Origin of the sequence: Haloferula sp. A504 (assembly GCF_044385805.1) — a bacterium.
Taxonomy (GTDB): Bacteria; Verrucomicrobiota; Verrucomicrobiia; order Verrucomicrobiales; family Akkermansiaceae; genus Haloferula.
Window position 1 is genome coordinate 50,138 of record NZ_JBISBU010000015.1, and the last position, 20,191, is coordinate 70,328.

Annotated in this window: 16 protein-coding genes and 1 tRNA gene; 5 read left to right on the forward strand and 12 right to left on the reverse strand. The window is 65.5% G+C overall.

All coding sequences use genetic code 11. The features are described 5' to 3' along the window. Positions 1 to 6 precede the first annotated feature (6 nt). The 3 genes from ACG2LG_RS09565 to ACG2LG_RS09575 are packed head-to-tail and all read right to left on the reverse strand — an operon-like array spanning position 7 to position 3,033. Positions 7 to 948: a hypothetical protein gene (locus ACG2LG_RS09565; protein ID WP_396258463.1), complete on the reverse strand. Its 942-nt coding sequence runs from the start codon at positions 946 to 948 to the stop codon at positions 7 to 9. Between the two features lie 10 nt (positions 949 to 958). Further along, positions 959 to 2,143 carry a 1-deoxy-D-xylulose-5-phosphate reductoisomerase gene (locus ACG2LG_RS09570; protein ID WP_396258464.1) on the reverse strand — a complete coding sequence of 395 codons (1,185 nt, stop codon included), beginning with the start codon at positions 2,141 to 2,143 and terminating at the stop codon, positions 959 to 961. Beyond that, the gene (locus tag ACG2LG_RS09575) at positions 2,128 to 3,033 is read right to left on the reverse strand and encodes a phosphatidate cytidylyltransferase (protein ID WP_396258465.1); all 906 of its coding nucleotides are present in this window, start codon (positions 3,031 to 3,033) and stop codon (positions 2,128 to 2,130) included. Before ACG2LG_RS09575 ends, ACG2LG_RS09570 begins: the two co-directional genes overlap by 16 nt. A gap of 150 nt (positions 3,034 to 3,183) precedes the next feature. Here ACG2LG_RS09575 and ACG2LG_RS09580 point away from each other — a divergent pair, with 150 nt between their 5' ends. Further along, positions 3,184 to 3,717 carry an EF-hand domain-containing protein gene (locus tag ACG2LG_RS09580; protein ID WP_396258467.1) on the forward strand — a complete coding sequence of 178 codons (534 nt, stop codon included), beginning with the start codon at positions 3,184 to 3,186 and terminating at the stop codon, positions 3,715 to 3,717. Between the two features lie 54 nt (positions 3,718 to 3,771). On the opposite strand, the gene ACG2LG_RS09585 is transcribed toward ACG2LG_RS09580, so the two are convergent. From ACG2LG_RS09585 to mtnP, 3 genes are all read right to left on the reverse strand, one after another. Beyond that, positions 3,772 to 5,445 (reverse strand): dynamin family protein, encoded by a 1,674-nt coding sequence (locus ACG2LG_RS09585; protein ID WP_396258469.1) that lies wholly within the window; start codon positions 5,443 to 5,445, stop codon positions 3,772 to 3,774. A 58-nt stretch (positions 5,446 to 5,503) separates the two neighbouring features. Next, a complete protein-coding gene (locus tag ACG2LG_RS09590) occupies positions 5,504 to 6,355 on the reverse strand; it encodes a polysaccharide deacetylase family protein (protein ID WP_396258471.1) in 852 nt (283 codons plus the stop codon). An 88-nt stretch (positions 6,356 to 6,443) separates the two neighbouring features. Beyond that, a complete protein-coding gene (gene mtnP, locus ACG2LG_RS09595) occupies positions 6,444 to 7,304 on the reverse strand; it encodes an S-methyl-5'-thioadenosine phosphorylase (RefSeq protein WP_396258473.1) in 861 nt (286 codons plus the stop codon). A gap of 181 nt (positions 7,305 to 7,485) precedes the next feature. Here mtnP and ACG2LG_RS09600 point away from each other — a divergent pair, with 181 nt between their 5' ends. After that, positions 7,486 to 8,181 (forward strand): murein L,D-transpeptidase family protein, encoded by a 696-nt coding sequence (locus ACG2LG_RS09600; protein WP_396258475.1) that lies wholly within the window; start codon positions 7,486 to 7,488, stop codon positions 8,179 to 8,181. Here ACG2LG_RS09600 and ACG2LG_RS09605 read toward each other — a convergent pair. Next, positions 8,170 to 8,685 carry a hypothetical protein gene (locus ACG2LG_RS09605; RefSeq protein ID WP_396258476.1) on the reverse strand — a complete coding sequence of 172 codons (516 nt, stop codon included), beginning with the start codon at positions 8,683 to 8,685 and terminating at the stop codon, positions 8,170 to 8,172. The two genes, ACG2LG_RS09600 and ACG2LG_RS09605, sit on opposite strands and share 12 nt — an antisense overlap. A gap of 81 nt (positions 8,686 to 8,766) precedes the next feature. Here ACG2LG_RS09605 and ACG2LG_RS09610 point away from each other — a divergent pair. After that, positions 8,767 to 8,840 (forward strand) — tRNA-Arg (locus ACG2LG_RS09610). A gap of 169 nt (positions 8,841 to 9,009) precedes the next feature. Here the strand turns inward: ACG2LG_RS09610 and ACG2LG_RS09615 are convergent. The 3 genes from ACG2LG_RS09615 to ACG2LG_RS09625 all read right to left on the reverse strand — a co-directional run bounded on the left by ACG2LG_RS09615 (position 9,010) and on the right by ACG2LG_RS09625 (position 12,207). After that, entirely contained in the window at positions 9,010 to 10,377 is a 1,368-nt protein-coding gene (locus tag ACG2LG_RS09615) for a Gfo/Idh/MocA family oxidoreductase (RefSeq protein ID WP_396258477.1), read from the reverse strand. Continuing rightward, positions 10,374 to 11,267 carry a sugar phosphate isomerase/epimerase family protein gene (locus tag ACG2LG_RS09620; RefSeq protein WP_396258479.1) on the reverse strand — a complete coding sequence of 298 codons (894 nt, stop codon included), beginning with the start codon at positions 11,265 to 11,267 and terminating at the stop codon, positions 10,374 to 10,376. The genes ACG2LG_RS09615 and ACG2LG_RS09620 overlap by 4 nt, the downstream gene beginning before the upstream one ends. A gap of 106 nt (positions 11,268 to 11,373) precedes the next feature. Further along, positions 11,374 to 12,207 carry a sugar phosphate isomerase/epimerase family protein gene (locus tag ACG2LG_RS09625; protein WP_396258480.1) on the reverse strand — a complete coding sequence of 278 codons (834 nt, stop codon included), beginning with the start codon at positions 12,205 to 12,207 and terminating at the stop codon, positions 11,374 to 11,376. A 57-nt stretch (positions 12,208 to 12,264) separates the two neighbouring features. Here ACG2LG_RS09625 and ACG2LG_RS09630 point away from each other — a divergent pair, with 57 nt between their 5' ends. Together ACG2LG_RS09630 and tmk are read left to right on the forward strand one after the other, a co-directional pair. Beyond that, a complete protein-coding gene (locus ACG2LG_RS09630; RefSeq protein ID WP_396258481.1) occupies positions 12,265 to 13,263 on the forward strand; it encodes a helix-turn-helix domain-containing protein in 999 nt (332 codons plus the stop codon). 242 nt (positions 13,264 to 13,505) lie between these two features. After that, entirely contained in the window at positions 13,506 to 14,078 is a 573-nt protein-coding gene (tmk, locus tag ACG2LG_RS09635) for a dTMP kinase (RefSeq protein ID WP_396258483.1), read from the forward strand. Positions 14,079 to 14,308: 230 nt separating this feature from the next. Here tmk and ACG2LG_RS09640 read toward each other — a convergent pair whose 3' ends face one another. Next, positions 14,309 to 16,786 carry a DNA translocase FtsK 4TM domain-containing protein gene (locus ACG2LG_RS09640; RefSeq protein ID WP_396258485.1) on the reverse strand — a complete coding sequence of 826 codons (2,478 nt, stop codon included), beginning with the start codon at positions 16,784 to 16,786 and terminating at the stop codon, positions 14,309 to 14,311. Positions 16,787 to 16,880: 94 nt separating this feature from the next. Then, positions 16,881 to 20,183 (reverse strand): mechanosensitive ion channel domain-containing protein, encoded by a 3,303-nt coding sequence (locus ACG2LG_RS09645; protein WP_396258487.1) that lies wholly within the window; start codon positions 20,181 to 20,183, stop codon positions 16,881 to 16,883. Positions 20,184 to 20,191 lie beyond the last annotated feature (8 nt).

Below are 20,191 nucleotides of genomic sequence, written 5' to 3' on the forward strand. Positions count from 1 at the left end.
CCGGCGTCAACGACGGCGATGCCCGATGCCAAGTAAAGCAGCCAGCAGCAGCAAGACGACCGGACCCGGCTCCGGGATTCCGGTGATCAACGCGATGTCCTCGTAGTAGGTGCTGATCCGGGTCGAGTAGAAGCCGCTGGGTTCCGGTGCCCCTTCATCTTCCACCAAGGTCCATCCGTCGGCATCCGAGCCCACATACATGCCGCGGGCATCATAGAGGGCGGCACGGAATCCATTCCCGTCGGCGACGCCATTGTAGTCCCAGTCGCCATCGACCGCGTAGTTGATGCCTGCCAGTTTCCACACCCCGCCATCCTGGATGAACACGGCACCCCCGGAATCACCGCTCGAGAGGTGCGCCTCGTCGCCACCCGCTGCCGCGTCGAAGGTGGCGTAGAGGTAGTCCGCTCCTCCAAGCGCGACGGTTGCCGCTACTTGGTTGGTTCCCCAGCGGGCCTTGTTATCGGCGGTGCCCCAGCGCCAGCCAATGTCGTCGCCGGAGAGCGTCACCGTGGTCCCCCGCTGGGTGCCGCGGCCCATCACCACCAGATCCTTGCCGACTTCGTCGGTCCCCGTGTAGAGCGGCGCATAGGAAGCGAAAGTTTCGTTGATCTCGTAGATCCGCAAATCCGTGCCGGTGATGTCCTTGTAGCCCACGCCGGCAAAAGCGGTCGTATTGACCGTGTAGGTCACGTCGGAACCGCCGTTGTAGTAGCCTTTCGAAACGAAGGTGCTCGACGGCACCCCGAAGTGCACCGCGGTGATGAAGTGGTTCGGAGAGATCGCCGTGCCGGAATACACCCCGAACTCACCCTGAAATTGCCAGCCCGAGCCCGCCAGCGCCCCTCCGGGAGCCACCTCGCGATTGTGCGCCGGATCCGCGGTGGCATAGAAGATCACCGCCGATGCCGGCGACGCCAAAGCCAGAAGACAGGAAACAAACCTCACTGTCGCCAGTTTAGGATTTTCCGGTCCTTTGGCAAGCTGCCGCTGCCTCGTCACGCGCCCAGTGATCCGCCGCGATCACCGACTCGAGCGATCCTGCATCCCGGACCTCGTGGGCGTCCATCGTCCCGCCCACAACCTTCCAGATATCGGTGAAGCCGATCCTCCGCTCGACGAAGGCATCGACCGCCACCTCGTTCGCCGCATTGAAGACCGCCGGCAGGGTGCCGCCGGCCAGTCCCGCCCGCCGCGCCAGGCCCAAGGCCGGAAAGTCGTCATGCCGCGGGGCCTCGAAGTCCAGCTTCGCGAGTCCGGCGAAGTCCAAGGGCTTGAGGCCGCCCTGCACCCGATCCGGCCAGGTCAGTGCATACTGGATGGGAAAACACATGTCGGTGCGGCTCAGCTGAGCGAGCACCGAGCCGTCGACGAACTCGACCATCGAATGGATGATACTCTGCGGGTGAACCACCACGTCGATCCGGTCCATGCCGATGCCGAACAGCCAACGGGCCTCGACCATTTCGAGCCCCTTGTTGAACAGCGTGGCTGAATCGATGGTGATCTTGCGGCCCATGTCCCAGGTCGGATGCTTGAGCGCCTGCTCCACAGAGACCGACGCGAGTTCCGCCGATGGCGTCTGCCGGAAGGGTCCGCCCGAGGCGGTGAGGATGAGCCTTGAGACCTCCTTGGCCCCACCGCGGTGTCCGTCGAGACACTGGAAAATCGCGTTGTGCTCGCTGTCGACCGGCAGGATGGACACGCCGTGCTTCTCCGCCGCAGCGGTGACCACCTCACCCGCCATCACCAGGATCTCCTTCGAGGCCACCGCCAAATCCTTGCCGGCCTCGATCGCGGCGAGGGCCGGGTGCAGGCCACCGGTCCCGACGATCGCCACCAGAACCACGTCGGCCTCGGCCAGGGTTGCGAGTTCCACGAGTCCTTCGGCACCCACATGCACGGTGACATCGGCGGGCAGTAGACTCCGGAGTTCCGCTTCCTTGGCGGGATCGGCGATCGCCACGTGGCGCGCTCCCGTCTCCCTCGCCTGCTCGGCCAGACGGCCGACATTCGAGTGGGCCGCCAGCCCCACCAGTTCGATCCGCTCCGGAAGCTGACGGGCGACCTCCAGGGTCGAACATCCGATCGACCCGGTCGCCCCGAGCAGCACCACCCGCTTGCGCTTCATCCCGTCACCCATGTCACGTAGAAGTAGAGAAGCGGAAGCGTGAAGCACATCGAGTCGATCAGGTCGAGCGCCCCGCCGATGCCCGGCAACACCTGTCCGGAATCCTTCACGGAGAGGCTGCGCTTCAAGACGCTCTCGGCCAGGTCGCCCACCACCGCCACCAGCGCCAGCGCGATGCTCAGCCCGATCACCAGCCCCCAGCCACCCAGCACGTGGAGGCCGGCCGAGAAGTTCGGCATGTCGTCTTGGAACAAGGCATAGAGTCCGCATCCGGCGAGCAGGGCGAAGGCAATCGCCCCACCAAATCCCTGCCAGGTTTTCCCGGGACTGATGTGGGGACACATCTTGTGGCGGCCGATGGCCGATCCCACGATGTAGGCGCCCATGTCGGTGAACTTTGTCACCGCGATCCCCCACAGCAGGAGCATCGCCCCGGGAACCTCGCCCGGTCCGGGAACCGCGAAGACCACCCGGGCACCGAAATTGAAGAAGAAGGCGATGTAGAGGAAACCCAACACGCTCATCGCCACGCCGGTGATCGAACCCAGCCCCTCGACGGGTCGCCGCAACTGGAGGACAAAGGCACCCGCTAGCGAGGCAAAGATCGCCAAACCATCGAACCACACCGGCACACCGTCGCCCAGGAGGAAGGCGTAGAGACCGACCGAGTAGGCGATGGTCAGCAGCAGCGTGTAGCCGGGGAAGCCCTTCACGCCGCCATCCTTGAGCATCCGGAAATACTCGATGGTCGCCAGAACCACCAGCAGCCCGATCAGCGCCACGTAGGCCCAACCGATCCGGCTGACGAACGCCAGCGTCACCACCGCCCAGAGTCCGAGCGTGCTGGAGGTGCGCTTGACGAAGGTCAGGGCCTTCGAGTCTTTGGCGGGAACTGAGGTCATCGCGCTGAGGTGCGGGCATCCAATCGGCCCGCGTCCCCGCTGGCAAATCATTCCGCCGCGCATTCCGCCGCGCAACCTTTTGCGAAGCGCCGGGTTTCATGATGCAGATTCGGGATTCTCCGTTTCCCAAAACATCCAGACAACAACGACATGAAATACGCAATCACCACCACACTGGCCCTGGCATTGGCAGGGTCCCTTGCCGCCGCCCCCCGCGACGGAGACGGCGCCAAGCCGGAACGCGAACGCCGGGGTCCGCCACCGGAGATCGTCGAGAAGTTCGACAAGGACGGCGACGGCAAGCTCAACGAGGAAGAACGCAAGGCCGCGATGCAGGCCCGCCGCGAACGGGCCGGCCAAATGCGCGAGAAAATGCTCGAGAAGTTCGACACCAACGGCGACGGCAAGCTCGATGAAGGCGAGCGCGAAGCGATGCGCGAGGCCATGAAGGCCAAGCGCGAGGAGATGCTCAGGAAATACGATGCCGACGGCGACGGACGCCTCAGCCCCGAGGAACGCAAGGCGGCGATCGACGCGGGTGAGAAGATCCCGCCGCGCCCGATGCGCCGGCCCGGCGCCCGCGATGGCAAGGGCAAGGGCGCTCCCGGTCCCGGTGGCCCCGGTCGCGGCAAGGGTGGCCCCGGTCCGCAAGGCCGGCCGGGTCCCGGCGGTCCCGACGCCTGAGTCCACCGCTCTTCATTCCCTGGCCCGGAGGTTCGCCTCCGGGCCGTTTCTCGTTCACGGCTGATGGTCCTGCTCGATGGACCTCAACTCGAGGTGCAGCCGGTCCCACTGGTCCTGGCGGGGTTTCAAGGTCTCCTGACGGTCGGCAAGCTGGCGGCGCACGCCGATGAGACCGTTCGCGTATTCATCGAAGAGTGCCCGGACCGCCTCGCCGTAATCCTCCCGCATCGCCGTTTCGAAACGCCCGACCGAATCCCGCAGGCGCTCGCGGGTCTGACCCACGATCCGAATCCGGCTGACCCAGGCCGAGAGAAGAAGCACCCCACCCATGCCCGCCGCCGCGAAGGCCAGCGGCCACGCCCAGCGGTCAATGCCCAGCGCCCCGCACGCACCCGCCGCCGTCGTCAGCAGCAGCACCATCGCCAGCAGGAACCGGAGACGTCGATTGCGGGCCCTCAGGGGAGAATCCAGACAGGCCCGCACCCGGAGCTGCCCCAGCACCCCGGGAACCGCCCTCGCGACGTTCGCCACGAAGCGACCGGTGCTCGCTTCGCGCCCGTCGCCATGGATGGCCGCGGTGCCCGGATCCAGCCCCATCCGCTCGATCACCCGCGGACGGACGTCGTTCCAGTGGCCCTCGCACTCCTCGAGCAGCCGCTCCGCATCCACGGCGGCAAAGTCCCGGATCGCTTCGCCCAATCCATCCGCCAACCGCGCCTCGATCCGCGCCGGCGAGGCGTCGCCAACGAACAAGCGCCACAGCGTCGGACCCACGCCCAGCATCCGGCCGAGTGCCCGGGAAAGACGCGCCACCTCGTTCTCGTAGCGCCCACGCGCTCCGGCCAGCGTCTTCGGCGAGTTCTCAAGCACCAGGTCCCTGAGCTGCCTGGCCTCGCGCTCCAGGCCCGCCAGAAACCAGCCGTCGTCATCCATCGACCGCCTCTGGCGATCGAGCGCCGACTCGATGTCGCGCAGGCGGTCCCCCGCCTCCTGCATCGTCCGGTCGATCAGGTAGCGACGCGACGGGGACTCGCAGACCGTCGCCGTGAGAAACTCCTCGAAGGCCCCGAAGCGGCTCGCCGACCACGACTTGCGGGCCTCGCGCGGGTCCAGCTTCGCCTCCAGCGCCAGACCGGCGGCCACCGCCACGATCGGCAACTCGCGACCGACCTTCTTCAGGCACAGGTCGCGCATGTGCCCCTCGATCACCCGGAGATCCTCCGGCGACTTCTGGTCGGACTGCTGGACCACCAGCGCGGTGCGCTCCAGCGCCTCGTCGCCCAGCGCCGAAACGAGATCCCAGGTTGCGGCCGTCCAGGTGTTCCCGGAGGGAAACACCACCAGCAGCAGGTCCGCCTTCTCGAAACGGGGGATGTCCGCAAAAACCCCGTCCCTCCACCCCGAATTGGTGCCCGGCGTATCGATCAACTCGAAGCGCCTGAGCAAATCCAGCGGCCGGCCGAGGATCTGCCAGCCGTTTCTTTCGGTCGCCCGCTCGGAAGACGCGTGGCGGTAGAGCGTGGTCCGCTGCGTCGTCGGCAGCGGCCCCGCCGGGCAGAGTTCCGCGCCGACCAGGGCGTTGAGCAGGGTCGACTTTCCGGCATTGATCTCGCCGAGCACCACCAGGCGGATCGGCCGGGCGAGTTTTTCCCTCGCGCTGCCGGACTCGTCGGGCCATTCGACGCCGCTCGACGCCGCCAGGTCCCGGATCCGGGAAAAGCAGCCCAACAAGCGATCCCGTGCAGCGAAATGACGCTCGCCGACCATTGGAGCCGCCCTCGGTCCCTCAGGGGTTGGACGGGGTCACCGAAGCCTGCGCCGGCGCTTCCTCCTTCGGCTTCATCGCCAGAAGCTGGGACACGGTCACGAACTTGTAGCCCTTTTTCAGCAGGCCATCGAGCGTGGCCGGCATCGCATCCACCGTCGGCGCATGCAGGTCGTGGGCGAGGATGATCGCACCGGGTGTCGCGCCGGAAAGAATGCGCGAGGTCACCACCGAAGGCCCGGGGCGCTGCCAGTCGCGCGGGTCCACCGACCACATGATGGTCGGATAATTGAACTCGGAGTGGATCCAGGTCCGCTGGCGCTGGAGCAGGGCCCCGTACGGCGGGCGCAGCGTGCGCGGCTGGACTCCCGTCGCCTTGGCGATCGAGGCCCGGCACTTCATCAACTCGTTGCGCACCGAGTCATCCCCCATCTTGGTGAGGTTGCCGTGCGTGTAGGTGTGGTTCCCGATCTCATGGCCTTCGGCCACGATGCGGCGGGTGATTTCCGGATACATGTCGACGTTCCGGCCGATCACATAGAAGGTCGCCTTGATGTTGCGGTCGCGCAGCATGTCGAGCAGCCGCGGCGTGTTGCTCGGATGCGGCCCGTCATCAAAGGTCATCGCCACGAAGGGCTGCGAAACCGACACCCGTGAGAAGGTCACGCCGGCATCCTTGCCGAAGCTCGACGAAAGCGACATGTCCGGATTGCGCGGCACCGGCCCCCTCGTGCTCGGGGCCCGGTAGGCATTGTTGGCCTGGCTCTTGACCGGCTTCACAGCGTCGTCCGCCAGATTCTTGTCGGCATTCTTGCAGCTTCCCAGCGACATGCCGAGGAGGGTGAAACAGAGGGCGTGGAGGGCGACTTTCATTAGCAATTGAAGCTGAGTGCGATTCATCAGATGGGTGGACTATGCCGGACGGATCCGAAATGTCACGTCCGCATTTCTTGCTTTATTGTCATCCGAATCTCTGAAGCAGCGGCCACAGGCTGCGGACGGTTTTTTCAGGCCAGCGGGCCTTTTCCGTCATGATCGCACCGTCCAAGGCACGGTGCTCGGGCCAGTCAGGGGTCTCCGGCACCAGGGGAATCGCCCGTGCCAGCACGCTTTTCGCGAGGCTCACGTTCGCCTGGAGATGACTCATGACCGACCCGGCACTCACCGCCTCCTCCTCGATTTTCCAGCAATCGTAGTCGGTGATCATCGCCATCGTCGCCGCCGCGATCTCGGCCTCGCGGGCCAGCTTGACCTCGGGAAGATTGGTCATCCCGATCACGTCGAACCCGAGCTGGCGGTTCGCCTCGCTCTCCGCGCGCGTCGAGAAGGCCGGGCCGTCCATGTTCACGTAGGTCCCGCCGTCGTGCACCTTCGCCCCCTCGGCATCGAGTGCCTGCTTGAGGATGCCACGCAGGCCGGCACTGATCGGTTCGCCGAAGGACGCGTGCGCGGCGATGCCACGGCCGAAGAAGGTGTGATGCTCGCGCCGGCTGGTGCGGTCGAAAAACTGGTCCGGCAGCAGCACGTCGCGAGGCGCGTATTCTTCACGCAGGCTTCCCACGGCCGTCACGCAGATGAGGAACCTGACATCGAGGCTTCGCAAGGCCCACAAATTCGCACGATGATTGATCTCATGAGGCAGCAAGCGATGACCCCGACCGTGCCGCGGCAGGAACCACGCCTGACGGCCCGCCAGCTCGCCGCCCACCAGCACGTCCGACGGTTCACCGAAAGGCGTCTCGACGCGGCGTTCCTCCGACTTCTCGAAGCCTTCGATTTCATAAAGCCCGCTCCCTCCGATGATCCCGATCGCTGCTGACATGCCCGAAGCCCTAGCCAAGCCCTCCCGCCCCGTCGAGTCCTCAAACGGACCGCGAGCTTTGGCTCGCCGAACCGCTTCAACAGCTGGCCCGACCACTTCACCGCCTCAACACCTGCCGCTCGTTCTCGCCCTCCTCTCGACCCTTCTCATTCCCTCCTGCCGTGGCCAGGATCCCTCCCGCGTGGAGGACTCCGTCGACAGCTCACTGCCCGGCCCCGAGCGCGCCGCGGCAGCCGCCGCACGGGTCAAACCCCTGCTCGCCCCCGCCCTGGCGAAGCACGGGCTGGCCGTCGGCGACCCGGTCTTCCTTCGCGCCTTCAAGGAGGAAAAGGAGCTCGAAGTCTGGATGCAGCCGGACGGTGCCGACAGGTTCGTCCTCTTCCGCACCTACCCCATCGCCGCCACTTCGGGAAAACCCGGACCCAAGCTCGCCGAGGGCGACCGGCAGGTTCCCGAGGGATTCTACTATTTCTCCCGTAGGGGGCTGAAATCCGACTCGCGCTTCCACCTGGCGATGAACATCGGATACCCGAACACCTACGACCGCCACCACGGCCGCACCGGCTCCTTCATCATGATCCACGGCAACCGCGTGTCGATCGGCTGCCTGGCCATGACCGACCCCGGGATCGAGGAAATCTACACCCTCTGCGATGCCGCGCTCGCCGGAGGACAGCGCTTCATCCGCGTGCACCTCTTCCCCTTCCGCATGACCGACGCCCGGATGAAGGAGGCCTCATCCAACCACCGCTGGATCGAATTCTGGAGAAACCTCAAGGAAGGGCACGACCATTTTGAGCAAGCCCGCGTGCCGCCCGACACCGTGGTCGAGGGCGGACGCTATGGGTTCAGGGGCGCGGACGCCTCACTCGATTGACCCGCCAGCGGCGTCGGGCTGATCGAAGAGCGCCTTCACGCCCGGGCGCTGGAGGACGATGATGGTGAAGATGCCAAGGATCGTTCCCAGGGGCATGTTGATGCACTGGATGCAGGCGATGACGAACACGAAGGTCCACTTCCGCCGGTGCGCCAGATTCCTCGCACAGAGGAACAGGCACACCGCCAGGCCGAGGGCGTACAGGGCCCCCAGACCGCCGAAGAACCCATAGACCCACCCCATCATCTCGAAGACCCGCGCATCGGCCGGCGACATCCCCGAACTGCTTCCCGCACCCGAACCGCCGGAAGTCGCGGCGACCGGAATCATCGCCCCGAAGAACACGCCGATCAGGGCGTACATTGCGGCGAAGCACGCCCCGAGGACCGCGAGCCCGGCCATCACGTAGTGGAAGATCGACAGGAGTCGAAGGTGCTCCGCGTCCTGGATGGACTGCGGGGTCGGCATCGGCGCGGGCATCTGAGGCGGGGGCTGGGCCTGCATGGGAGTAAGTTCATCAGATCAAGCTCCCCGCCTCCAGTCTTGTCTCGGCCCGGAATCGAAGCTACCCCTCGGCCCGCGCAAGCGCCCGTAGCTCAGTTGGATAGAGCACCCGCCTTCTAAGCGGATGGTCGCTGGTTCGAATCCAGCCGGGCGTGCGTTCACAGCGTGGACAAGCGCCGTGAGCATCCCATCGCGAGCGGCGGCGAGCGCACGTCGGGATGGCGTGAGCGGAGCGAGGGCAATCCAGCCGGGCGTGCGTTCACAGCGTGGACAAGCGCCGTGAGCGGATCGCCCACGCCCTCGGGGTGCCCGCTCATCCTGCCCTCAGCACACCCGCCACTTTTCGCGAACGGGTTGCGGGCCCAGCATTTTTGCGGCCTCGGGATTGCCGACGACCTTTTCCTTCTCCGGGTCCCACTCGACCGCCTTGCCGGTGAGCGCGGCGGCGCGGGTGAGGTGGCAGATGGCGTCGCAGCGGATCGCCATTTCCACCGGGCAGATCGGCTCCTCGCGCGACTTCACGCAGTCGATGAAGTTGCGGTTGTGCTCCTTCGACACCGGCAGGCGTTCGTCGTCGCTCCTGAATTCGTTTTTCCACAGGCGGCGGTCGCTCGCATCGAAACCGCCGGAGATGTTGCCGATCCAGCCCTCCGTTCCGTGAAAGACGACCCCGTCGTCGCCCCGCCATTCCTTGTCGTGATAGCCGGCGACGACCGGTTGCGCGGCCCGCGTGTCCATCAGCCGAAGGATCACGCCGTTCGCGTACTCGCAGCTCATGTCCCAGTGCTCGAGGGTGCGGTAGATCCCCTCGTCCGGGATGTTGCCGGTGCCCTCGTAGCGAACCGGGCTGGTGTCGTCGCTCCGGTTCCCCCACTGCGCGACGCCGAGCGGGTGGATCGCACAGCCGGCAAGGAAGCCGAGCGATGTCTCCGGACAATGGAAGCCGCCCCAGTTGGTGCAACGGTCCACCGTGTAGGGCACCATCGGCGACGGCCCCTGCCACGCATCGAAGTTGAAGCCATCCGGCACCGGCACCTCCTCGGTCGATCCGTAGGGGGCGACGTGATACTTCGCCTTGTCGTTGTGGACGTTGCGGCTCCACACGTCGATCCGCTCGAGCTCGCCGATGTATCCGTTGCGGACCAGCTCCACCATCTGCCGGTAGCGCCCTTGTGAACGGTACTGGGTGCCGAACTGGAACACCCGCCCGTGTTTCCTGACCGCCTCACGCAGGATGGGGGTCTGGCTGTAGTCGAGCGCCAGCGGCTTCTGGCAATACACGTCCTTGCCGGCACGCACCGCGGCGATCGACATCGGCGTGTGCCAGTTGTCGTGCACCGCCACGATCACCGCATCGACATCCTCGCGCGCAAGCAACTCGCGGAAGTCGTCGTTCACCGTCGCGACCTCGCTGCCGTAGTCCTTGTTGTACTGGCTGGCGCGGGTCACCGCCCGGGACCGGAACGCGTCACAGGTGGCCACCACGCGCACGTCGTCCATCTGCCTGAGCTGGCTGCGGTGGAAGTAGTCGGAAATGTTGCCACAGCCGATCTGCCCCACATTCACCCGGTCGTTGGGCATCACCCGGCCCCGCCCGGCAACGACCTGCGCCGGAACGATGGTGGGGAAGCCGACCGCCGCACCGGTCGCGGCCACCCCTTTGAGGAAATCTCTTCGCCTGATTGGTTTCATGGTTCGTTGGGAGTTGCGTCGTTTCGGAGATAATCCACGGCCTTGGCGACCGCCGCCGCCATTTCGTCCTGCGGCAGTCCGCCGTGCATGAAGGGGGTCATCCAGTGGGAATAGTTCACCGCGGAAAGGGCCCGCATCCACGGCTCGAAGTCGGCCGGCCCGTGACCGGGCAGTTGCTTGGTCCCGCCCGCCGACTGCCACGCGTAGAAGAACAGCAAATGGTCGCCGCAGATGCCGATCACCTCGGACACATCGGCCTTGCGCTTCTGCAGGTGATAGGGCGCCACGCCGAGGCCCACGACATCGGGCGCGGGGTTGTGTCGCTTGAACGCTTCGAAGGACTGCGGGGAGTCAAGAAGGGCGTGGCCGTGGTTCTCGATCGCGAGGCGGACCTTGTGTTTGCGGGCAAGTTCGATCTCCGGACGAAGCTCTGCGAAGAACTCTCGCATGGCCGCGTCGAGTTGATCGGCGGCGAAGCTTCCATACTTCGATTCGCGAACCACCACCCCGCCGCCACAGCCACCGATGAACTCGGCGAAGCCGGGAAACCCCTCGTCGTGGCCCTTGGTCCGGTAGGTCGTCCAGGCACCGATCTCGAGGTCGTGCGCCCGGAGCAGCTTGCGGAATTCATCAACACCGAGTTCGCGGGCCCGGGCCAGATGGCGGCAATCGCCGAAGGGCCCCCACAGGTCGATTCCCTTGAACCCCAGCTCCACTGCCTGCCGACAAAGTTCCTCGAGCGACAGGTCGGAGAACATCACCGATGACAGAGCGAGTCTCGGCCGCCAGGCGTCGGTCCCACCACCTGCACGCAGCAATCCGGGGGTGCCGAGCAAGGCCGCGATCATGGCGGACTGCTTCAGGAATTCACGTCGCGCGGGATGTTTCATGCACTGTCGGGGTGATACGGTTGTGCGAGCTTCGTCTTGTGGATTCAGCATGATGGGAGAGGTCTTTCGCAAAATTCGCGGTCCGGTCGGGCTCTGGAGATGGATTTCAGGCCCCGATCTGCTTCCTCAGGAAGTCGAGGCTTCTCGCGGCTTCGTCGATCGTCCCGCATTCGACGCTGAGGAAGATCTCGCGGTCCACCGGCTCCATGATCCGGATCACCCGTTCCCAATCGACCACTCCATCGCCACAGGCGCAGCCCACCGGCGTTCCGGTGACCTTGCCCTTCTCGCGCTCGCTGTGCTCCATCGAGATGTCCTTGGCGTGGATGTGGAAGACCCGGTCGCGGACCTTTTCCAGCGCCTCGTACGGATCCTCCAGGCCGGCGAGGTAGCTGTTTCCGGTGTCCCAGTTGACCTGGATCCACGGTGAATCGACCAGGTTGACGATCCGCATCAGACCGTCGGTGTGCGCGGTGTAGATGCCGTGGGGCTCGATGCAGAGGTACTTGCGATGACGCGCGCAGACCTGCTCGATGCGGGTCAGGGTGTAGCGCATCGTGTCGTGGGCGAAGTCGTCGTCCATCCACTCCGGCCTGACCATCTCGTCGGTGTTGAGGAAATCGCAGCCGACGAAGGTGGCCAGCACCGCGGCGCGGGTCAGGCGGTCGACCGCCGCCTCGGGCTTCATCAGGGGCGAGTGCGCGGAAAGGCTGGCGACCTTCACGCCGTGGCGGTCGCAGATTTCCTTCATCAGCAGTGGGTCCTCCTCCATCGAGAACGAGTGAAAGTATTCGACCTCGCTGAGCAGCTCCCAGCCGGTGTGCACCATCGGCTCGATCCACTCGTAGCCGAGTTCCGACGCGATCTTCACCCCCGCCTCGAATGACTTGTCCGCCGAGCGACAGAATTCCATATTGATCGCGATCTTGAACGTGGCCATGGCGGCATCCCAGCAGGTCCCCTCCGGCCTCGCGTTCCCCATCGACCGCGAATTTTCATGAACACCGGGGATCCAGCGCACCAAGCCGACGACTGCCAGCCCCTGCGGCAGGCGGTCACCCGCGGCGAGGTCAAAATGGAGGCCCGCGTCCGCGGCCAGTACCCCGGCACGCCGCTCGGCCGCGGACGCCTGCCCGGCCTCCGCACCATCGGCTATTGGGATGCCGTGGGTCCCCAATCGTGGGGCTTGCCGATGCACCGCAACGAGGGCATCGAGATCTGCTACCTGCTGCACGGCGAGACGGTCTTCGCCACCGACCGTGAATCGGTGCTGCTGCGCCCCGGCGACATCACCATCACCCGCCCGTGGCAGCGCCACCGGCTCGGCGACCCGGCAATCCGACCATGCCGAATGTTCTGGCTCATCCTCGATGTCGAGAACCGCAAGGACGGCCAGCAGTGGCAGTTTCCGAAGTGGATTGGACCCGACCCGGAGTCCAGACGCGAGCTACTGCGGATCTTTCGTGCCAGCCCCCGCTGCCATGCCGTCGATGAAGGACGGTCACTGACACCCTTTCTCGAGGATTCCTGCCGACGCCTCGCGGACTCCGGTCCGCTGGAAGCCGCCCATCTCGCCGACACCGTGAACCACCTGTTGGTCGCGGTCGCCCGAATCATCGCCAGCGAGGCGACCGACCCTGGAAACGACCCGCACGGTTTCGACCCGACGGTGCGGGGCTTCTTCCACGGTCTCGAGGCCAGCGTCGAGATCGCCGCCGAGCCTTGGACGGTGGCCGAAATGGCGCGGGCCTGCCGGGTCGGTCCGACCTATCTCAACGCCTCGTGCAAGGAGATCTTCAACGCGACCCCGTCCGACCAGTTGTGTCGGACTCGGCTGGCCCACGCCGCACGGCTGCTGAGGGAAGACCCGCAACGCCCCGTCACCGACATCGCCTTTGCGGTGGGCTTCAACTCCAGCCAGCACTTCGCCACCCGCTTCCGTCGGCAGTTCGGCACCACGCCCGGGGCATTTCGCGAGCCGGAGTCCTCTAGGTAGGGGTCAGCTCACTGCGCCTGAGGGCCAGCTCGTAGAGGATCTCGCCCGTGGCCTCAACGAGCTTGTAGGTCACGGTCGGATCCACTTGGGAAACATCAAAGGCGAACTCGTTGTCGAAGCCGTAAAGCCGGGTGGTCCACTTCCCGCTCTTTGCCGCAGGGCCACTCCTTCCACCCAGGCTGGCGGGCTCGATGGGAACTTGGAACTTTTCACTTGGAACCCAGCTCGGTCAGTCTCCCGCCATGTTCATCGTCCTCGAAGGCATCGACGGCACCGGCAAGTCGACCCAGTCCCGCCTGCTGGCGGAGTGGTTCGGGCAACAGGGACGGGAGGTGGTGACCAGCCGCGAGCCGACCGACGGCCCGTGGGGCCGGAAACTGCGCGAGTCGGCCTCGACCGGGCGCCTCTCGGCGGAGGATGAACTGGAGTATTTCCTCAAGGACCGGAAGCAGCACGTCGACGAGTTGATCCAACCCTCCCTTGAGGCCGGCAAGGTGGTGATTCTCGACCGCTATTACTTTTCGACGATGGCCTATCAGGGCGTGCGGGGATTCGACCCGACGGAAATCCGGCGCAAGAACGAGACCTTCGCGCCGGTGCCGGATCATCTTTTCATCCTCGATCTCGATGTGGACAGAGCGCTGGATCGGATTGGTTCCCGCGGTGACGCCGCCAATGAGTTCGAAAGGCGGGACGCTCTACAAAAATGCCGCGACATCTTCCTCTCGCTCAAGGACGAACCATTCGCCCACGTGATTGACAGCCGGAGGGACCTCGAAGAAGTGCAGGAGGCAATTCGGGCGGAGTTGGCATAACCTGTGGCACCCCTGCCGGGGTGCGGTTTTCTCGCTTTCCCTGGTCCGGCGGTGTCGCTCGTTCCTCGCTCAACCACCGGCTACCAACATTCGACACCTCCGGCGTCGTCCCCCGGCCTTCCGAGTTCCAACTCCCAACTCCCAACTCCCAACTCCCAACTCCCGACTCCCGACTCCCGACTCCCGACTCCCGACTCCTGACTCCTGACTCCTGACTCCTGACTCCACGCTCACTTCACATACACCTCGCGCGCCTTGGCGCCGTCTCCGGGACCGACGATGCCGCGCTGCTCGAGGATGTCGACCATGCGGGCGGCGCGGGTGTAGCCGAGCCGCAGGCGGCGCTGCAGCAGGCTGGTGCTGCACTTCTGCTCCTGGCGGACGACGTCGATGCACTTGATGATCATCTCCTCGTCGGCGTCGGAAACCTCTTCCTCGCCATCGTCGGCAGCGCCGCTCTCGATGGTGGCCTGGACGTCCTCCTCGTAGTTCGGGTCGGCCTGGCCGGCGCAGTGGTTGACCAGCCGTTCGACCTCCTCGTCGGCGACGAAGGCACCCTGGGCCCGCTCCAGCTTCGCCGAGCCCGGCGGCAGGTAGAGCATGTCGCCCTTGCCGACGAGTTTGTCGGCGCCCTTGGTGTCGAGGATCACGCGGGAGTCGAGCTGCGAGGAAACCTGGAAGGCGATGCGGCAGGGGATGTTGGCCTTGATGATGCCGGTGACGACATCCGCCCGCGGCGTCTGGGTGGCGATGATGAGGTGGATGCCCGCCGCGCGCGCCTTCTGGGCAATGCGAGCGATGTTCATCTCGACGTCCGCCGGTGCGGTCTGCATCAGGTCGGCCAGCTCATCGACGATGACGACGATGTAGGGGAAGCGGTCCGGGATGTCCTCCTCGTCGGGCTCCTCCTCGTGTTCCTCGGCCTCGGGACCGAGGTCGCCGCTCTCCAGAGCTTCGGCGATCGCGTCGATCTGCTCCTGATCGACTTCCTCCTCCGGCTCCGGCTCGGGGGCCTCCTCCGGCTGCTCTTTTTCCGGCCGGACGCGATTGTTGAAGCCATCGAAGTTCCGGACGCCGCACTTGGCGAAGACGCGGTAGCGCTTCTCCATCTCGTTGACGACCCACTTGAGGGCGGCGACCACCTTCTTCGGATCGGTGACCACCGGCACCACCTGGTGCGGCAGCTTGTTGTACATCTGCATCTCGACCACCTTCGGGTCGACCATGATGAAGCGCAGTTCGTCCGGGCCGAACTTGAACAGCATCGAGGCGATGATCGAGTTGATGCAGACCGACTTGCCCGAGCCGGTCGCGCCGGCGACCAGCAGGTGCGGCATGGCGGCGAGATCGCCGATGACCGTCTTGCCATAGACATCCTTGCCGAGCGCGAGCGGGATCTTCTTCTTCGCCGAGCGGAACTCGGGATCCTGCAAAAGCTCGTGAAGGTGCACCGCCACCTTGTTGGAATTCGCCAGTTCGATGCCCACCGTGTCCTTGCCGGGGATCGGCGCGAGGATGTTGATCCGCTCGGCCCGGGTCGCGCGGGCGATGTCGGCCTCGAGTTGTGCGATGCGCGACACCCGCAGACCGGCGCTCGGATAAATCTCGTAGCGGGTGATCGTCGGGCCACGGGTGATGTCGCCCGGACTCGTCTCGATGCCGAATGAGCGGAGCGTGTCGACGATGTTCTTCTGCGTCGCCAGGAGCAGGTCACGGTTGGCTTCGGGAGCCTCCTCGGCGTCCTCGATGTCATCGAGCAGGTCGAATCCCGGAAGCTCGTAGTCCTCGAAGCCGCTGGTCGAGAGGAACTGGTGTTCCGGTTTCTTCCGCTCGAAGGGCTTGTCACCGGGCTTCGGGGCATCGACCCGCCGCTGCGAAGCATCGATGATCTGCGGGGCCGGGGTTTCGCGCAGCGGCAACTCGGTCTGCGGTGCCTCGGCATCCTTCTCCCGTTGCTTCGCCTCCCGGGCCGCCTCCCGTTCCTTGCGTCGCCGTTCCTTCTCCTTGTCCTTCTCCGCCTCCATCCGCTCGCGGCGTTCACGGTCGGCCTTCGATTCATTCCTCCGCTCGCGAAATTTCCGGATGCCACCGGCAATCAGGCCGAAGGTCCCCTTGATGAACCGGAACGGCCGCTGGCCGGTGAGAAGAATCAACGACACCAGATACCCGCAGCTGGTCAGGATCAGCGTGCCCCACTTCCCGATCAGCGGCACCAGCCGTGGATCGAACCCCGGCTCCTCCACCCTCGGCGGAAATCCGGCGATCAACCTCCCGATCACGCCCCCGGCACTCATCAACTCCCCCCGCTCGCCCCATCCGGCGTGCAGGAAGGCCGCCCCGGCGATGGCGAGCACCGCGAAGCCGATCATCGTCCTCGGCCACAGCCGGCCGTCGAAGACCAGCTTGACCACCCCGAACCAGATCAAGGCCACCGGCACGACGAAGCCCGCCTTTCCGAAGAGAAAGATCTGGGCCAGCCCGAGCAGGGTGCCGACCCCGCCGATCAGGTTCTTGCGGGGCATCCGGGCCTCGGCAGCGGGCGCGATGTCCTTGCCAATCCCCCACACCGGCAGGTCCATGACCGTGAAGGAAACCACCGCCAGAAACGCCAGCAGACCGAGACCAATCAGGATGATCCCGGTCACCTCATTCGACCATTTCGGCGCCTCGGTCCTGGTGCCACGCTTCCGGTTGTCCTTCCTCGCCATGAAAATATCGCGCTCCCCAGCATCCCCCGAGCGCCCGACCGGAGCAAGGCTAGTTTTCCGGAACCGGAATATCAGGAAAAGCTAAGGACCCTGCTCAAGCCTCCCCGGCCGGAGCGGCTCCGCCCCGGATCAGCTCGTTGGGCACCGTCCGCACGTGCAGATCCCGCTGCGGGAAGGCGATCTCGATGCCGGCCTCCTTGAAGCGGCGATCGATCTCCTCGTGGATCTCGGTGATGGTCCTGAGGCGGTTGTCCATGTTCGGCAGGTAGCAGCGCATGCTCAGGTTGAGCGTGCTGTCGGCAAAGGCCTCGAAGTTGATCAGCGGCGCGGGATCCTCGAGCACCACCGGGTGGGCCTCGGCGATTTCGGTGAGAATCCGCCGTGCCTTCACCGTGTCGCTGCCGTAGGCGACCCCGACATTGATGGTGATCCGGTTCAGCGGGCTGCTCAGCGTCCAGTTGATGAGGGATCCGGTGATGAAATCCTTGTTCGGCACCACGAACTCCTGCCGCTCCCAGTTGGTGATCGTGGTCGCCCGCATGCGGATCCGCGAAACCGTGCCGGTCACCTCGCCGACCGTGACCACGTCACCCACCCGCATCGGTCGCTCGAACAGCAGGATGATGCCGCAGACGAAGTTGGCGACGATTTCCTGGAGACCGAAGCCGAGGCCGACGCTCAGGGCGGCGGCGATCCAACCGAAACGCGACCAGTCGAGGGCGAGGACGCTGGCGATGGAAAACAGTCCGATCGCTCCGAGGGCATACTGGCAAAGCGTGGCGACCGCGTAACGCGTGCCCGGCTCCATGCCGGCTTCACGGAAGCCCAACAGGTCGACCAAACCCGGAAGATTCTTGATCACCGTAAGGACGACCATGGCGATGAGCAGGGCCTTCGCGACTCCGATCCAATCGAGGCTGACACCGATCGACAGGTACTGGGCCGCTTGTTCGAGCGGAAGCGTCCGGGTGATGCCGTAGGCGATCGCGACCAATACGCCGACCCCGACCAGCGAGCGCAGCAAACGCCGGGTCTGGCGCGCGACATCGTCCAGGCCGAGTTCGATGCGATCGTCGTCCACCATCACCATCTCTTCCCCCTCCTCCTCCGTCTTGTCGCTGGCATCGCGGCGGGCTTTCCTCTCCTCGATGGCCTCCGTCAGGGCAAGGCGACGCTGCCGGATCATGAACCAGCGCAGCACCACGCCATAGACCACGACCCCGACCGCCACCCAGCGGAGGATCAGGAGAAACTGCTCGCTGAGGAGGAAGGCCGTGAGGACGTAACCGGCCCACGCCATCACGCCGAGCCCGAGCGGAAATCCGACGAGCAGGCTCATCCAGAGCAGGCGGGACTTCACCAACAAGCGGTCGGGACGCTCCCGGATGAGCGTCGCGAAGACGCCCGTGTCCGGCCGGAACAGCCCCACCATCGCCCACGCCAGCGCCGCCTGCGAGAGGATGAAGGCGAGACGCCCGAGGCTGTCAAACGCGTGCAACTTCCCATCGAAGAGGGTGATCATCACCACGAACAGCGCCGGCAAATACAAGGCCACAAGTCGCGGAAGCCACTTCCTGAGGGCCTGCGCCGAGTCCGCCTCCCAGCCGAGGTGAACCCGCCCGATACCGCCATCGGCGGCAAGTTCCCGGAGCGAGAAAACCCACATCAGCGACCATCCCGCCCAGCCCAGCCAATGACCAACCCCGCGGACAAAGGGATCGGGATCCGGATCACTCGCGAGGGCCCACGACAAGAACCCGAGAACCAGCGGCACCGGCAGGGCCAGAAGCAGGGTCGCCAGCAGTCCCCGGAAGGTGTGAATGAGGCGATCCGTGGAAATCCTGCGAATCCTCCGGCCGCTGTTTTCGATCGACTGCCGCAAGCGGCGTCGCGGGATCAAAAGACCGACCACCAGAACGAGGATGATGGCGGTCGCCAAGGGATGCCTCCGGGGAACATCCCGCAATGAATCAAAAATGCCGCCCCATGATCCGGCGGAGAACAAGATGGGTGACGAGCGGGAGAGGCCCTGGAGAAAGCGTGACCCGATCGGCTCCGAACTGCGCCTCCAGAAAAGCTGATCCGAAAGGAACTCGCGGAGTTCGAGCACGAGGTTGCCGTAGGCTTCCTGATCCGCACCGAGATCCGCGAGGGTGCGGATGAGGGTGCGCTGGCTTGTCTCGTAGCGTTCGAGTACATCGGCGCGGGTTTCCAACAGGGGCTCGGCCCCGGCATCGCCCTCCCATCGGGTCTCCAGGCTGTCCTGCTCCTCCTGCAGGCTTTCGATCCGCAGGCCCTCGAGTTGGGCATTCGAGAGTTCGCGCTCGATTTGATTCAAGTCGTAGTCGAGCACGCGCGCATCGGGCAGTTGCTGGAGCTGTTCGAGCAGCATCTGGGTGAACGCACCCTCGAGACCCGTGAGCTGGACCTGCCTCCGGATCTTCTCATTGGCGCGCCGCAGGTCGCCAAGCCGTTCACGGACGGTGCTCGAATGGACGAACGCCCGGTCGAGGTCCCCAACCGTTTGCTCGAGGTCATCGAGCAACTCGGGCAGGCCGCCCGCCACGCCGGCCAAGTCCGGCCTGGCATCGGGAACCGCTGCGGCGAGCGTCGAAACACTCCGCCGCAACTGGCCGACCTCGCCGCCGACCTGCCTGCTCCAGGCCTGCTCGAGAGTGGCCAGCTTGGAGCGTTCGATGGCGAGGCGCTGCTTGAGGATTTCCAACTCGAGTTCCGCCAGCTGCTCGCGCTGCGGCTGGTCCACCCGCTGCGCCTCCAGCAGGGCGACCTCCGCGCTCAACGCCGCGCTCTCGACCTCCAACGCAAGCCGGTCCGCCGTCTGGGCGAGTGAGGGATTCTCGATATCGCCCGACCCGGCCACCATCGCCTTCGCCTGCGACAACTCGGCATTGGCCGATGGCAGACGGTTGCTGATTTCAACCGGAAGATCCCTCAGCTCGTCCAGCTCCCGCCCTCTTTCGGAAAGCTCGCTCTCCAGTTTCGCCACCTCGGACTGCACGAGTTCGAACCGCCCCCGCAGGTCGGCCGTTCCGTCCGGCGGGGTCACCTCCACGCCGGAGGGATCGGGCAGTTCCTCCAGCGTCGTCTGCGCCTGCTGGATCGCGTCGGGCAAGCCAGGCGTCGTCGCCTTCAGCGCCACCGTCTGCGCGAGGTCGTCCCGGGCCTCTTCCAACCGCTGCGCGGTCTTGGTAAGCGTCTCACGAACGGGTATTTTGAAGGACTCGTCCAACTCCGAGGCCTCAAGCCTCGTTTCCGCCTGTTGCAAATCCTCGGACAAGGCATCGAGCGTCCCGAAATCCGCCGCCCGCAGCGTCAACGCGCCGAGACAAAACAGCAGGGCGAGGATCGCCGTGGCCTTTCGAAGAAGGAATGACATCACCCCCT

Excerpts from the sequence above, each read along its gene's own strand:
- ACG2LG_RS09570 (WP_396258464.1), bottom strand. The coding sequence starts at position 2,143 with ATGGGTGACGGGATGAAGCGCAAGCGGGTGGTGCTGCTCGGGGCGACC.
- ACG2LG_RS09575 (WP_396258465.1), bottom strand. The coding sequence starts at position 3,033 with ATGACCTCAGTTCCCGCCAAAGACTCGAAGGCCCTGACCTTCGTCAAG.
- ACG2LG_RS09580 (WP_396258467.1), top strand. The coding sequence starts at position 3,184 with ATGAAATACGCAATCACCACCACACTGGCCCTGGCATTGGCAGGGTCC.
- ACG2LG_RS09590 (WP_396258471.1), bottom strand. The coding sequence starts at position 6,355 with ATGAAAGTCGCCCTCCACGCCCTCTGTTTCACCCTCCTCGGCATGTCG.
- mtnP (WP_396258473.1), bottom strand. The coding sequence starts at position 7,304 with ATGTCAGCAGCGATCGGGATCATCGGAGGGAGCGGGCTTTATGAAATC.
- ACG2LG_RS09605 (WP_396258476.1), bottom strand. The coding sequence starts at position 8,685 with ATGCAGGCCCAGCCCCCGCCTCAGATGCCCGCGCCGATGCCGACCCCG.
- ACG2LG_RS09615 (WP_396258477.1), bottom strand. The coding sequence starts at position 10,377 with ATGAAACCAATCAGGCGAAGAGATTTCCTCAAAGGGGTGGCCGCGACC.
- ACG2LG_RS09620 (WP_396258479.1), bottom strand. The coding sequence starts at position 11,267 with ATGAAACATCCCGCGCGACGTGAATTCCTGAAGCAGTCCGCCATGATC.
- ACG2LG_RS09625 (WP_396258480.1), bottom strand. The coding sequence starts at position 12,207 with ATGGCCACGTTCAAGATCGCGATCAATATGGAATTCTGTCGCTCGGCG.
- ACG2LG_RS09630 (WP_396258481.1), top strand. The coding sequence starts at position 12,265 with ATGAACACCGGGGATCCAGCGCACCAAGCCGACGACTGCCAGCCCCTG.
- tmk (WP_396258483.1), top strand. The coding sequence starts at position 13,506 with ATGTTCATCGTCCTCGAAGGCATCGACGGCACCGGCAAGTCGACCCAG.
- ACG2LG_RS09640 (WP_396258485.1), bottom strand. The coding sequence starts at position 16,786 with ATGGCGAGGAAGGACAACCGGAAGCGTGGCACCAGGACCGAGGCGCCG.
- ACG2LG_RS09645 (WP_396258487.1), bottom strand. The coding sequence starts at position 20,183 with ATGTCATTCCTTCTTCGAAAGGCCACGGCGATCCTCGCCCTGCTGTTT.